Here is a 16009-nt window from a genome sequence, read left to right as displayed (position 1 = left end):
TAAATTTAACATTTATATAATAAAGAAAACAAATTTTTTATATAAATATGGATAGGAAATAATGTTATAATTAGAAAGTCTATTCAATTTGTGAAGCTTTAATAACCTTCCTATATTAGGTAAAAATAAAAATATAGAAGGTTATTGAACAAACAAAACAAAAAAAGAAAATGAAAACATATATAAAAACAAAATGAATTCAATTTATTAGACAAGGTACTTGGAAAATTAATCATACTCTTTAGATAAGAGTTCATTTATATAAATATAAAAAATAAATTTCCAAAAGAAAAACTTTGTTTTATCTTTAATTTATATAAAAATAATGAATTATATTATTAAAAGTTGTTCGAAAATATATATAATAACAACAGGGGATGTTTATGGAATTCGCCAAAACTAAAGATTTTTTTTATGCATACCTTGGTAAGCAAGTAAAAACTTTCGAGATTTAAAATAAATGGAAACAATAAACAAACAGAAGAAACATCTTCTTTTTTCAATCCAGTAAGCAATTTTAATTTACCAGTAAATAATTTTTTAGGAATGTCATTAACTTGTTAATTGACATTTGTTAAAAAATTAAAATTTATATAAATTTTAATTGTTAATTAATTTTTCGTTTTTATCATATTCTTCAATACTATAAATAATTTTGTTATTTTTTAAAAAAATAAAATAAGTATGTAGAAGTAGAAAAAAGAATTAGTTTTGTACAGGGGTTCGAATCCCCTCATCTCCACCAACAAAAATATCAAATTAACTTAAAATAAACTTATTTTTTAAATGAATTTGATATTTTTGTTGATTGTTTAGAGTGTTGTGTGTGGATTATTAAATTTTAAAATTTTAATTATAAATGTTTATTATATATTTTTAAATTTTTATATTATGTAATTTATATTTATGTATTAGATTCGAAGGGGTATTTCGATATGTTACAAAAAAAAAATTATAAAAAAAATTTATTAATTATTTTAATTTTGTGTGCATTGGCAATTGTTTTTTATAACGGAATTCTAGCTTTTGAAGGAACAATAGAAGCTAAAGCAACAGATAAAATAGAAGAAATTTCCAAAAAAATGACTGATAAAATTGAAAGTATTGATAAATCTATACAAAATTTTATAATGTCGCTTACTCAAGATAAAGAAGAATTAAAAAAAGAATTATCTGATAAAGTGACAAAAGAAATAGAAGATATATCTGCACTTGCCAAAAAAGAAGTTAAAGATTTTTCAGAAACAATTACTCAAGATAAAAAAGAATTAAAAAAAGAATTATCTGATAAAGTGACAAAAGAAATAGAAGATATATCTGCACTTGCCAAAAAAGAAGTTAAAGATTTATCAGACACAATTACTCAAGATAAAGAAGAATTAAAAAAAGAATTATCTAATAAAGTGACAAAAGAAATAGAAATTACATCTGCACTTATTCAACAAGAAGTTAAAGATTTATCAGACACAATTACTCAAGATAAAGAAGAATTAAAAAAAGAATTATCTAATAAAGTGACAAAAGAAATAGAAATTACATCTGCACTTATCCAACAAGAAGTTAAAGATTTATCAGACACAATTACTCAAGATAAAGAAGAATTAAACAAAGAATTATCTGAGAAAACAGAAGATATTAAAATTCATTTTACAAAATCACTAGATGAAATAAAACAAGAAGCAATAGAGGCTATAAAATCTAAAGTTAATGATTATAAACCAGATTTCTTAGGTTGGTTTAACCCTTTTAAGAAGTCTACCAGTGAAAAATAATAAAAAAAATTAATATAAATATACAAAATAATTTATATCCAACAAGATTTTTGTTACCGAGTATTAAAATAATAATTTTTAGATTTTTAAATTCGGTTTTTAATATTTTAAATTAAGATAATATATGTATATTTGTTTCAATTTAAAAATATTTGTTGAAATTTAAGAAAAATATTTTATCGAATTTATTTAAATTTGGGTTTTTAAAACAAGATAAATTAAAGTATTTAAATATGAAAATAAAATTACATTATGTTTTGGAATTTTTATATTTTTATACTTTTTTTATTTATTTATTCATTAATATTTTATATTTAGTTTTAACTTTTTTGATAAATTCCGATTTTCCTTCTGAAAAACTGAATAAAGTTATAACTATTTATTTAAACCTGTATACATTTTTAAAATAAATTCTGACATTTTTTAAATTATTAATATGTTTATTTTATATGAATATTTCGGAATATTATTGTATTTATTTTTTTTAATTTATTCATTATAACATTATTTTTTTAAAAAAATAATGTTATAATTATGAGTGTGTTGGTGCATGGATAGATTGTTTTAATTTTAAATACGCACTTACTGAATACATAAATTTTTATTTAATATATTAAAAAACAAATATTGTTTAATTAATTAAAGAAAGGAACGATTATTTTGATTAAACCTTTAAACGATTATGTTGTGTTGAAATATAAAAAAGAAAAAAATACAACCGAGAGTGGTATTTTGTTAAGATTAGATGATCAAAAAACAGAACAAAACTGTATTGGCATTGTTGTAAGTTGTGGCCCAAAAGTATCTGAAAAGATAAAACCTAACGCGGAAGTCGTTTACAAAAGTTATTCAGGAACTAAAATTACAATCAAAGATGAAGAATATTTGATTGTAAAAAATGAAGAAATAATTGCATTATTAATATAAATAATAAAATTTAAAATTAGAGTAAAGGAGATATTTTTAAATGGCAGATAAATTAGTTCTTTTCGATAAAGACTCTAGAAAAGAAATTTTAAATGGTGTTGACACTTTAGCCAACGTTATAAAATTGACTTTAGGACCAAAAGGAAATAATGTTGCTTTAGAAAAAACACATGGATTACCTTTGATTGTTAATGATGGAATTACAATTGCTAAAGAAATTGAATTATCAGAACCTTTTCAAAATATGGGTGCTCAATTAGTTCGCGAAGCAGCAGCCAAAACTAACGATAATGCAGGCGACGGAACAACAACAGCAATTGTTTTAGCTCAAAGTATGATTCAGAAAGGTTTTAGTTTTGTAAATTCTGGTTTTAAATCTACTTTAATTAAAAAAGGTATTCTTCAAGCTTCTAATAAAGTAATAGAACATATTTTAAAAAAATCTAAGCCTGTTTCTACAAGAGAAGAAATAGCTAATATTGCAACAATTTCTTCAGGAAGTAAAAAAATAGGACAAATTATAGTTTCTGCTATGGATAAAGTTACTGAAAAAGGCGTTATAACTATAGGGGAATCTAAAGGATTAGAAACAGAATTAGAAGTTGTTAAAGGAATGCAATATGATAAAGGTTATTTATCAAGTATTTTTGTTAATAATTTAGCTAATATGTCTGTTGAATTGGAACAAGCATTGATTTTAGTTACCGATCATAAAATTAATAATATTAACGAAATCAGTGGTTTATTAGAAGCGGCCAAAGATAAATCAAATCCTTTATTCATCATCGCCAATTCATTTGATAATGATGTAATTAATATTTTAGCATTAAATAAATTTCATGGAGTTTTAAATGTCGCTGTTACTGAAGCACCATTTTTTGGTGATAATCAAAAAGAATTTTTAAAAGATATTTCTATTTTAACTCAAGCTAATTTTATTTCTAAAGATTTAAATATGAAATTACAAAATGTTAAAATTGAAGATTTAGGAAAAATTAAAAAAGCAATTATAAAACAAGATAATACAGTTTTGATAGGAGCTTCTAAAACCCCAGCTTTATCAAAAAGAATTCAAGAAATAGAAATTCAAATTACTAATACAACTAATGAACATGAATTAACAAATTTAAAATCTCGTTTAGCAAAATTATCTGGTGGAGTAGCTGTTATTAAAGTAGGCGCAGCCACAGAAACAGAGTTAAAAGAACAAAAATTAAGAATTGAAGATGCTTTAAATGCTAGTCAAGCAGCTGTTACAGAAGGTATTTTAGCTGGTGGAGGTAAAACTTTATTAGAAATTTATAAAGAATTAAAAGATACATTAGTAAGTTCAATACCAGATGTTCAAAAAGGCATTAATGTTGTTTTAGATAGTTTAATAATCCCTGCTTATCAAATTGCTGAAAATGCAGGTTTTGATGGAGATTCAATTATTAAACAACAATTTCAACAAAAAGAAGGTTTTGGCTTTGATGCTAGTACAGGCGAATATGTTGATTTATTTAAAATAGGAATAGTTGATCCTACCAAAGTAACAAAACAAGCTGTTTTAAATTCTGCTTCTATTGCTTCTATGTTAGTAACTACTGGAGCTGCCATTGCTTCTGTTACAGAAAAAAAAGGATTATCTAAATTGACAGATAATAATCCTTTTTAACAAAATCTTTTTCTAATGCAAATTTAAATTAAAATTTATACTGTTATAATAGTTTTCTTTTCAATTAATTGAAAAGAAAATTATTTTTTTATTATTTTTTTGTTTAAGTTTATAAAAATAATAAAAAAATGTTAAAATAATGGATAATATTGATAAAATATAATTTTTAATAATTTATTGAAAATTATATTTTTTTGTAATATCTTAAAAGGGGGAGTATTTTTTACTAATTAATCATATGAAATTAATTTTGAAATACATTTTTAAATATAAAACTCTTCTTTTATTAAATATTTTTGCTTTTTTATTAATTGTTTGCGGAGAAATATATATACCTTATCTTGTAGGAATGAAAATAATTAAATCTACTGGTGAAAAAGAATTTCGAAATGTTTTTTTAATTTTATATTTAATGGTTTTTTTAATTATTTGTGGTAATTTAATTGTTAATTTTTGTATTTCCAAAGTAGCATCTTTAGTTTTTCAAGATTTAAGTACTGATTTATTTAAAAAAATACAAACTTTTTCTTTTATAGAGATGCAACAATTAGGTATTTCGGCTTTAGTTAGTAGAAGTACTTATAATGTTTATCAAATAATGAATTTTATTATTACTTTTTATAAAACTTTTATTGTTGCCCCTATCACAGTAATTATATGTTTTATTATTATTAATAATATAAACCCTGTATTAGGTTATTCTATTATCTGCAGTATCCCTTGTTTTGTTATTATTTTACTTTTGATTATTAGAAAAAACTATTTTTTATCAATTCAACAATTTACACAATTAGAAGAAATGAATTACAAAATTAGATCTTCTATAACAGGAGTGAAAATAATTAGAAGTTTAAACCAAGAAAAAAATGAAGAAAAAAAATTTGACAAAATTAATTCGCATTTTACAAATTTAATAATCAAATTATTTACTTCGATTATTTCTATTAAACCTATTTTTTATTTATTATTAAACATGTCTATTCTTATTACTATTAAAATTGGTTCTTGTATTATTTATGATGGTACAAGTGTAATTGGCGAATTATATATTTGTATGACTTATAACATTCTGATTTTATCAGCAATTTTGAATTTTTTATTATTGTTTATGATGTTACCAAAAGTTTTAATTGCTTTAAAAAAAATTCAATATTTATTTAACGTAAAACCTTCTATACAAAATAATTTACCTCAATTTCACAAATTAGAAACCATTAACAAATTAGAATTTAAAAATGTTTATTATCGATATCCTAATACAAATAAGTCAGTTTTAGAAAATATTAATTTAGAATTAAATAAATCTGAAGTAATTGCTTTTGTAGGTAAAACAGGTTCAGGAAAAACTACTTTAATAAATTTAATCCCTCGTTTGTTAGATCCTATTAAAGGAGTGGTAGAAATTAACGGCATAGATATTAGAAATTATGATGTTCAAAATTTAAGAAGCAAAATTGGTTTTGTATCTCAAAAAAATATTTTATTCAAAGGAACTATTTTTAGTAATTTATTATTTGGTAAAGAAAATGCTACTTCTGAAGAAATGTTAGAAAAAGCTAAAATAGCGCAATCTTATGAGTTTATACAAAATAAAACCGCTAAAATTCATGAACCAATAAGTGAATTGGGTTCAAATTTATCTGGTGGCCAAAAACAAAGACTTTCCATTACAAGAGTTTTACTAAAACAACCTGATGTTTATATTTTTGATGATTCTTTTTCTGCTTTAGATTACGAAACAGATTTAGCTATTAGAAAAGTTTTTTTTGATCAAAATAAAGAAGTTATTATATTGATAGTAGCACAAAGATTGAATTCTATTTTAAATGCTGATAAAATTGTTGTTTTAGATGAAGGAAAAATAGTAAGCGTAGGAAAACATGAAGAATTAATGCTTAAATGTTCTGTATATCAAAATATTGCTTCATCTCAAAAAATAAAAGAGGTTTTAAAAAATGCAAAAAATATTTAAATACTTAAAACCTTTTAAAAAACAAATAATAATTAGTATTATTTTAATTTTTATTATTTCTGCTTTGCAATGTTATATCCCTGTATTTGAAGGTAAAATTTTAGATTTTATTAACAAAAAAGATAAACAACCAAACAAAGAAACATATAATACTTATATTAATAAATTTTTAATTTTAAATTTTCTTTTTTATGTTTTTTGTGCTGTTGTAGACTTCATTTATAATAAATTTTTAGTAACCGTTATTCATAAAGGTATTAAAAATATGCGCCAAGATATTTATACCAAAATAAACAAATTACCTATTAAATATTTTGATCAAAATACTGTTGGCGATGTTATGAATAAAATGATTAATAATGTTGATATTATTTCTAGTGGATTACAACAAACTTTGGCTGCTGTAATTTATTCTTTTTTTCATATAACGATGATATTAGTTTATATGTTATATATAAATTTATCTTTAGGGTTTGTTATTTCTTTGATGGTTCCTTTTTCTTTTATTGTTATTTTTATTATTAATAAAAAAGCACGTCATATTTTTATTCAAAGATTTGATAAAACATCTGAATATAATGGTTTTTTACAAGAAAAATTTAACGGTCAAAAAGAAATCATTTTATATAATCAACAAGAAAATGTTTTTCGAGAATTTCAAAAAATTAATCAAGATTTATCTAAAATGATTTTTAAATCTAATTTTTTATCTAGTTTGGCCATTCCTATTGTTAATTCTTTTACATATATAATATTAGCTATTATTGTAGTTTTGGGACATTTTTTAATATCTCCTGATCCTCATACCGCTAACATTCCTAATTTACTTAAAAATTTAGGTTTTGTTGCCATTCAATTAGGTATGTTTGAAGCTTTTACACAATTTATTTGGCGTTTAGGCAACCCTATTAATGACTTAAGTCATTTTTTTGTTATTACTCAATCTACCAAAACAGCTTTTAACAAAGTTTTTGATTTTTTACACGAAGATGAAGAAACAGAATTTAATAAAAAAGACTTATCTTTACACAAAGTTGAAGGATTTGTTTCTTTTTCTAATGTTTCGTTCGGTTACTTTAAAGATAAACCTATCCTTCAAAATATTAATTTACAAATTAATAAACATCAAAAAGTAGCTATTGTAGGTTCTACTGGTTCAGGAAAAACAACTTTAATCAATCTTTTAACTAGATTTTATGAAATTGATGAAGGTTCTATAACTATCGATGGAATAGATATTAGAGACTTGAATAAAAAATATTTAAGACAAATTTTAGGATTAGTATTGCAAGATGTTTGGCTTTTTAAAGGCACTATTTTAGATAATATTAAATATGGTAGCGAAGACAAAACGGATGAAGAAGTCATAGAAATAGCTAAACAAACTAAAATTCATGATTTTATAATGTTTAAAGATAAAGGTTATCAAACAGTTATTAATGAAGAATCAGATAATTTATCACAAGGAGAAAAACAATTAATTACAATAACTAGGACTTTGTTACGCGATCCTTCTATTTTGATTTTAGATGAAGCTACTTCTACTATTGATACACAAATGGAGATGATTTGTCAAAAATCTATTCAAAAATTATGTGAAAATAAAACCTCTTTTGTTATTGCACACCGTCTATCTACAATTGTTAACTCTGATGTTATTGTAGTTTTAAAAAAAGGATTTATTGTTGAACACGGTAATCATGAAGAATTATTAGAATTAAAAGGCGTTTATTATAATCTTTATAATAGTCAATTTCAACAATAATACTTAAATAAAAAATAAATTTTAGATTTTTATTTTTATAACTTTATTATATTAATATTTTTTTTGATATAATAAAGTTATATAGTTTAAGTTATTTAAAAACATTATTTTTTTATTTTATTGTAAATATTAAATTAATGTTTTATAAGCTGGTGTGGCGAAATCGGTATACGCATTTGACTCAAAATCAAACGAGTTCAACCTCATGTCGGTTCGAGTCCGACCATCAGTACCAAATAAAATTTTTCTTTTTATAAATAAAAAAATCACATGAAATTTTTTCGTGTGTTTTATTTTTTTATAATTATATTTACAAAATATTATGCTAAAAATCCAAAAATTATCAAGAGAAAAAAACATGTCTTATAAAATATTTCGTTCTTTTTTGCAAAATTTTAATAATGAATATAAAACCACTTATAAATTAACAAAAACATTAGTTTATATAAAAAACAACAAATGGGTTGTGAATATTTCAGGGGAAAAAAATTCATTAAATATTGATTTTTTAGAAAAATTTGAACAAGAAGCCAAAAAATTTATAAATGATGAAATTCAAGGACTAATACTAAACTTGCATATCGATATTTGTTTTTTATTTGTTGATTTTCATAATGTAGAAAAATCGGATTTATGGATTAAAATATTTAATTATCTTTGGAATAAAATAATAAATCACGAAAATAACGAACAAATTTTTTATGTTTTAAAAGATACAGATATTAAAATCACAAACATTGATTTTCAGAAAAACATATGTCATATCAAAATTCAATTTCCGCAATATTCCCAAGAACATGACGAATCACGATTAAAAGAACTAATTATAAAATTAGATGAAATATTAAAAAACAAATATAAATCTAATTTAAGTTTAGTTATACACGAAATAAATTATTCTAGTTTACCACAAATAATAGATAATTATAAATCTTTTATAAAATTCAATGATATTCCAGTATTATACAATGAAATTTTAGATTTTCAAAAAAAAAATAATAAATTTTGGATTAAAGGTTACGTCCAACAAATCTCTAAAAGAGAAAATAGAAATAAACAAATTACGTTGACTTTTTATTTAATTGATCCAGAAACTAAACAAGATTCTATCTTCTATAGAAATTTTTTAGATCCTAAAATAGAATTATACAAAAAAATAGATGAACAAATACAAGAAGGAAATTTAATTGAAATTTTAACTTCTATAAAACATAGTAATATTAATTATAAAAAAGATGATTTTTGTTTTCAATTACATGAATATAATATTTTAAATTCTGTTCCTTTACATCTAGAAAGAATAGATAATTATGAAGGTAAAAAAAGAATTGAATTCCATCTTCATACAAAAATGTCTAATTTAGATGCTACTAATAATGCTAAAGATTATATCGAAACAGCTATAAGATGGGGTCATGAAGCGATCGCATTTACAGATCATAACGGACTTTATGCTTATCCTGAAATCGATCAATTTTCTCTTAATAAACCTATCAAACCTATTTTAGGTGTAGAGTCTAATTTTATTGAAGAAAAACCTATTTTCATTACTAATCAAGAACAATATCCTGAATTTAATGATTTTATTTTAAAACAACATAAATATGTGGTTTTTGATATTGAAACTACTGGTTTTTCAGAATATAGAGATAAAATTATTGAAATATCTGCTGTTAAAATAGAAAATGGTAAAATAATAGATTCATTTTTTGATGAATTAATTAATCCTGAAGTAAAATTAAATAAAATGATTACAGAACTAACAGGAATTACGGCAAAAGATTTAGAAAATAAACCTACTATTGAAGACATTCTACCTAATTTTTTTATTTGGATTAAAGGTTATGTTTTAGTTGCTCATAATTATCATTTTGATATAGGGTTTTTAAAAGAAAAAGCTAAACATTTAAATATTTCTTTTAAAGAACAACCTTTTATAGATACTTTAGCTTTAAGTCAAAAATATTTTGAAACAAAGTTAAAATATTTTTCTTTAAAAAAAATTGCTAAATATTTTAAATCAAATATCGAAATAAAAGAGAATTATCATAGAGCTTTATTTGATGCTCGTGTGACAGCAAATATTTTATTAAAAATATTTGATATCTTAGAAGAACAAAATATTTTAAATTTTTACGATTTAAAAGGTAGTTTGCCTCAAAAATTCGAAAGACATTATCATGTTAATATTTTAGTTCGTAATCAAATAGGTTATAAAAATTTATTTCATTTGGTAAGTGATTCTTTAACTAAAGATTTTTATAAAACTCCTAGATTATTAAAATCTAATTTTGAAAAATATAGAGAAGGATTATTAATAGGTAGTGGTTGTTTCGAAGGGAATGTTTTTCAAACAGCTTTAAATAAAAATGACACAGAATTAAGTAAAGTTATTTCTTTTTATGATTATATCGAAGTTCAACCTGTTGATAGTTATAAACATGTTATTTATGATTTGAACGGAGATGATGAAAATAATCAAGGAAAAAAAATTATTCAAGAAATAATTTTAAAAATTATAAAAGAAGCTCAAAAACAAAACAAAATCGTTATTGCTACCGGAGACGTTCATTATTTAAATCCTTATGACAAAATTTATAGAGAAATTTATATTAATGCAAAATTAATTGGCGGCGGTTTACATAAATTATATAAATATAAATCTAATCATTTACCAGATAATTATTTTTTAACTACTCAAGAAATGTTAAATGCTTTTGATTTTATTAATGATCACAAAATTAAAGAAGATTTAGTTATTAATAATACTCATTTATTAAATGATAAAATAGAACAAATTCGTATTTTCCCGAAAAAACTTTTTTCATTAAAAGATGATAATTTTGCTAAAAATTTAAAAATTCCAAGTATTAAAAAAGAAATTAAAAAATTAATTAAAAAACAATTAAATAAAATATATGGAAAAGATTTACATCCTTTAATAGAACAAAGAATCAAAAAAGAATTAAAAAGTATTGTCGCTGATGACAAACATACAGATAACAATATAGCTCCTATATATTATTTAGCTTATTTATTAGCTAAAAAATCTATAGAAAATGATTATCCAGTAGGTTCGCGTGGTTCTATTGGTTCCTCTTTTGTAGCAACTCTTTTAGGGATAACAGAAGTAAATCCTTTAAAACCACATTATATTTGTCCTCAATGTCAATATACTGTATTCCCAAACGTGTCCATAAAAGACAAAAAAGAAAAAGTTAATCAAAAATATATCAAACTTATAGAGTTAGATGTGAATAATTATGCTGATTTAACTCATGTTTTATCAGGATATGATTTACCAAATATGAATTGTCCTTTTTGCACTGTTCCATTTTTAAAAGATGGCCAAGATATTCCTTTTGAAACTTTTCTCGGCTTTGAAGGTAATAAGACACCTGATATAGATTTAAATTTTGCAGGAGATTACCAACCTACTGCACATAATTATATGAAAGAATTATTAGGAGAAGATTGTGTTTTTAGAGCTGGAACCATCCAAACAGTAGCGACACAAACTGCTTTTGGTTATATTAAAGGTTTTGTTAAAGATAAAGAATTAGAAGACAAAATAAGACCTTTTGAAATTTCTAGAAGAGCTAATGTAATTGAAGGAGTTAAACGTTCTACAGGGCAGCACCCAGGAGGTATTGTTGTTATTCCACATGATGTTTCTATTTATGAAATAACTCCAATTCAATTTCCTGCTAATGATGTAGAATCTAATTGGAAAACTACTCATTTTGATTATCATTCTTTTGAAGATAACTTATTTAAAATGGATATTTTAGGTCATGATGATCCTATTTTAATTAAATTTTTTATGGATTATGTTAAACAAAAACCAGAGAAATTTTCTTTTGATTCTTATCAAAATATCCCGGTTGACGATCCTAAAGTTTATAAATTATTTTCTAATGAAAATTTAATGCCTAACAACAAACCTATTACTACAATTGCTATTCCTGAATTTGGAACATTTTTTGTAAAAAATATGCTTAAAGACATTTATACTAAAGAAAAAAAAGATTTTACTTTCGGTTCTTTAGTAAAAGTTTCGGGTTTATCACATGGAACAGATGTTTGGACACATAATGTTCAAGATATTTTAAATAAAAAAAGAGATTTTAGTTATTTAAATACAAACAATGACGTACGTTTTAGTGATATTATTGGTTGTCGTGATGATATTATGTTATTTTTAATGCAAAAAAATATTTCTCCTTCTGAAGCTTTTGAAATTATGGAATTAGTTCGTAAAGGAAAACAAAAAGACAAACAAGATCTTTATACTCCAGAATGGAAAAAAATAATGAATTTATTGGAACAAGAAAAAGACATACCCAAATGGTATTTAGATTCTTTAAGTAAAATTAAATATCTTTTCCCAAAAGCACATGCTGCTGCTTATGTTTTAATGGCTATACGAATTGCTTGGTTTAAAGTTTACCATCCTCTTTTATTTTATAGTGGTGTTTTTTCTACAAGATTAGAACAATTTGATTACGATGTAATGTTAACCAAAAATTTTGAAAAAATTGATAAAAAAATTGAAAATTTAGTCAAAAAAAATGAAAAACAAAAAAATACTGCAAAAGAACAAAATCTTATAAATACTTTAAATATTGCATCAGAAATGATTCAAAGAGGTTTTAATTTTTTACCAATTGATTTGAATAAATCTGAAGCTTTTGAATTTGTTATGCACGGTGACAATTCATTAATTATGCCTTTCATAACATTGGAAGGTTTAGGAGAAAAAGTAGCTCATAATATAGTTGCCGAAAGAAGCAAAAAATTATTTACACAAGAAGATTTTCACAAAAGAGTGAAATTAAATAAAACTATTTCTAAAAGAATTGTAGAAGATTTAAAATTAGTAGAACAATTACCTTTAGAATAAATTGAATTTGGTTGTTCTTAAAATTTAGATATTTTTTTATTTAAAAAATAAAAATTAATTTCATATAATTTTAAATTTTAAAGAATTCAAAACCTTAATTTTTTTGTATATAAAAAAATAAAAAATCTTATAAAGGTGATAATATATTAATAATCTGATTTTTATCCAAAACATTGTCGAATCACCAAAACAGAATTAATTTAAAACCTAAATAAATATAAAATCAAACTGTTTATTACAAAACAGTTTGATTTTTTTTCTAAATATCGAATAAAAGAAGACAAAATTTTAAAAAAATATTTATAATTTCAATAAAATTTTCAAATATTTTATAAAATTCAATCATTTTCATATTTTCGATTACGACGAAATATAAAATTAAAAATTAATCAGAATATATATAACAAAATATTTTTTCATTAATTAACAAGATTTAAAAAATCAATTAATTATTTCATAAGATTTATTTTCAAAACTTTTTAAAATTATCATTTTAAACAAACTCAAACAAAATTATGTTTTCAATCAAGAATTAAACAATTAATTATCAATTCTTGATTTTGAAGCAATAAAAACATGAAAAATAAAATTCAAAAAGTTTTTTTCAACTTATTAAAGAAGAAATCCAATCACTAATTTAGAATCGTGAGAAGTTTAAAAATATTTAAAATAGAAAAAAAATATAGATTTAGAATTTGTTTCTATTTTAAATCTTTTTCGAAAACATAAAATCTTATGTGTAATGTTCTTGCAAGAAACTAAATAATGTCGACAATATATTTTAGAAATAAAAATTACAAAAATATTATTTATTTAATATCAATTGTAAATCTTTAAAAAATCAAAAATTTAAATATCAAGTTCAATTTTGCAAAAGAAAAATTCAAATTGTTTATTTTTATTAATAAACAATTTGAATTGTTTTGAGAATTTTTTCTTGAAAAAATTAAAAAAACAATAATAAAATATAAGTTTATTATTGTTTTTTATTTGTATTTATTTTTAAATATCGCAACACTAAAAAAATCATATATTAAAATTCATGTTGGAAATTAATATAATTTGATATCATATAAATCATTTAAAAAGAAAAATAAGATTGTTGGGTCTATTGTATTTTGATCGGAAAAACTTTTTTTTACAATAAAACCTATTTTATCAATTTTCAAATTTTGTAATTTTTTAATTTTTGTTTTAAATTTTTTAATTGTTTTTGCATCAATAGGATGGTTACACCATTTACATTCGAATGCAAAAAGATTTTTGTGTGTTTTTAAAATGATGTCTATTTCTGTTTCTTCATCTTTTGGTTTGTTATCGATTATTACTTTTTGTTTTTCCCAAAGACGTCCTATTTCTTCCATTTCTAATCTATATTTGAGAGATACAAAATATTTGGAAATTTTTTCAAATTCATATGATACAAATGTATCTAATTCTTGATGAATAAATTTATTATAAAATTCATCACCTTCAAGGATAATTTTATAAGTAGTGTTTTTTTCAATAAATTTGAAATAAAAATTAAAAAATTGATCTTTAATATAATAAAGATGTTTTTTTTGATTTTTTTTACCAAAACATATTTCTTTGCCTACTAAACCTATTTTCATTAATAATTTTATATAATGTGATAAGGTTCCAGTATTTATAAAATCATTTTTACAAGCAATATCATTTAATTTTGTATTTCCAGAAGCAATTGTTTCTAAAATTTTTTTGTAATTTCTATCTTTTTTTACTTCAGCATTTAAAAAATTTTCTATTTCTTCTCTAAATTCAGCTCCATTATTTAAAATCAATTCAATAATATTGTCTTTAATACTTTTGAATTGATTTATTTTAGCAAGATATTTAGGGATTCCTCGGAATATACTATAAAAAATAATTTTGTTTTCTAAACTAACCTGAGGATAAAATAAAGAAGCTTCTAAATATGTAGTTGTTTTTGAAAAGTAGCCCTTCCAAATAGAGGTTGAGATAGGGATATCATATCCTCTATCATACCTATATGATTTCCTGATAAGATTAATTTAAGAGATGAATTTTTAATAATCGGATCATCAATTATATTTTGAAAAATAGTTAAAATACTTCTATCATCATCAATTAGATATGTAAATTCATCAATCATAATAATTATTTGTTCAGAATAATTTTTTTTAACTAAATATTTAAAAATATCTTCATATCTTTGAAAGAAAACAGGTTCTTGAAAAAAATCAGCAATTATTCGACTTAACTCTTTTAAATTAGAATCAATACCTTTTGAATTAGCAGGATAATAAATGGAATTAAGAGGATATAATCTTTGAATTTCTCTTAATAACATAGTTTTTCCGATTCGTCTCCTACCATATAATAGGCCAAACTCAAAAAAATCAGTTTCAATTTTATTTTTAAAAAGAGACATTTCACTTTGTCTACCGATAAATTTATTTTTGTTCATTTAACATATTTTTCGATTTTATTTAAATGAAAAAAATCATAATCATTTTAGAAATAATAAAAAAAGACCTTAAATAGGTCTGAGATACAAACATTAAATAGATATGATAAAAAGTTTTTTATAGAAGTTTAATCAAAAACTTTTTAATTTTAATTAGATTTGTTGTTTCGAAAGTGGAAAGGTTCCTTTTAAGCTGGATAATATTCTTGAACCATTTTCTAGCTTAGTTCCGAACAAACAATAAAAATAAAAAAATATTTATTTTTATTGTTTGTTAAAGATATTGTTTAATTATTTTTTTTTATTTTCAATTTATTTATTATAATTTGAGAAATTTTTATAAGAATATGCTTATATTTTTATTTTAAAAATATTTTTTTCTCTTTTTTTATTTTTCTTATTTTTTCAAAAATTTATTCTATAATAATATTTTTTTATTTTTATTGTTTTTTCGGAACTAAGCTAGAAAATGGTTCAAGAATATTATCCAGCTTAAAAGGAACCTTTCCACTTTCGAAACAACAAATTTGAACTAATAAAGTAAAAATATTTAATATAATTATT

At 21.9% G+C, this 16009-nt stretch carries 8 protein-coding genes, 1 tRNA gene and 1 other RNA gene; 8 read left to right on the top strand and 2 right to left on the bottom strand.

All coding sequences use genetic code 11. The features are described 5' to 3' along the window. The first annotated feature begins 373 nt into the window (after positions 1–373). The 8 genes from ssrA to AADV48_RS02270 all read left to right on the top strand — a co-directional run bounded on the left by ssrA (position 374) and on the right by AADV48_RS02270 (position 12996). Positions 374–745: a transfer-messenger RNA gene (gene ssrA / locus AADV48_RS02965) on the top strand. 190 nt (positions 746–935) lie between these two features. Continuing rightward, positions 936–1772 (top strand): hypothetical protein, encoded by an 837-nt coding sequence (locus AADV48_RS02300; protein WP_341266459.1) that lies wholly within the window; start codon positions 936–938, stop codon positions 1770–1772. 660 nt (positions 1773–2432) lie between these two features. Then, complete coding sequence (locus AADV48_RS02295) at positions 2433–2699, top strand: co-chaperone GroES (RefSeq protein WP_341266458.1); 267 nt, start codon at positions 2433–2435, stop codon at positions 2697–2699. A 40-nt stretch (positions 2700–2739) separates the two neighbouring features. Continuing rightward, positions 2740–4356, top strand: coding sequence for a chaperonin GroEL (gene groL / locus AADV48_RS02290; protein ID WP_341266457.1), 1617 nt, complete (start codon positions 2740–2742; stop codon positions 4354–4356). 250 nt (positions 4357–4606) lie between these two features. Beyond that, positions 4607–6328: an ABC transporter ATP-binding protein gene (locus AADV48_RS02285; protein ID WP_341266456.1), complete on the top strand. Its 1722-nt coding sequence runs from the start codon at positions 4607–4609 to the stop codon at positions 6326–6328. After that, positions 6312–8093: an ABC transporter ATP-binding protein gene (locus AADV48_RS02280; RefSeq protein ID WP_341266455.1), complete on the top strand. Its 1782-nt coding sequence runs from the start codon at positions 6312–6314 to the stop codon at positions 8091–8093. Before AADV48_RS02285 ends, AADV48_RS02280 begins: the two co-directional genes overlap by 17 nt. 148 nt (positions 8094–8241) lie before the next feature. After that, positions 8242–8328 (top strand) — tRNA-Leu (locus AADV48_RS02275). Between the two features lie 123 nt (positions 8329–8451). Continuing rightward, complete coding sequence (locus tag AADV48_RS02270) at positions 8452–12996, top strand: exonuclease domain-containing protein (RefSeq protein ID WP_341266454.1); 4545 nt, start codon at positions 8452–8454, stop codon at positions 12994–12996. Positions 12997–14048: 1052 nt separating this feature from the next. Here AADV48_RS02270 and AADV48_RS02265 read toward each other — a convergent pair. Together AADV48_RS02265 and AADV48_RS02260 are read right to left on the bottom strand one after the other, a co-directional pair. Further along, positions 14049–14798 carry an ATP-binding protein gene (locus AADV48_RS02265; RefSeq protein WP_341266453.1) on the bottom strand — a complete coding sequence of 250 codons (750 nt, stop codon included), beginning with the start codon at positions 14796–14798 and terminating at the stop codon, positions 14049–14051. Positions 14799–14926: 128 nt separating this feature from the next. After that, positions 14927–15445 (bottom strand): AAA family ATPase, encoded by a 519-nt coding sequence (locus AADV48_RS02260; RefSeq protein WP_341266452.1) that lies wholly within the window; start codon positions 15443–15445, stop codon positions 14927–14929. Positions 15446–16009: the final 564 nt, after the last annotated feature.

Source organism: Candidatus Phytoplasma fraxini, assembly GCF_038024965.1.
Taxonomy (GTDB): Bacteria; Bacillota_I; Bacilli_A; order Acholeplasmatales; family Acholeplasmataceae; genus Phytoplasma; species Phytoplasma fraxini.
The sequence above is the reverse complement of the archived record's forward strand: the minus strand, read 5'-3'. Positions and strand labels throughout refer to the sequence as shown.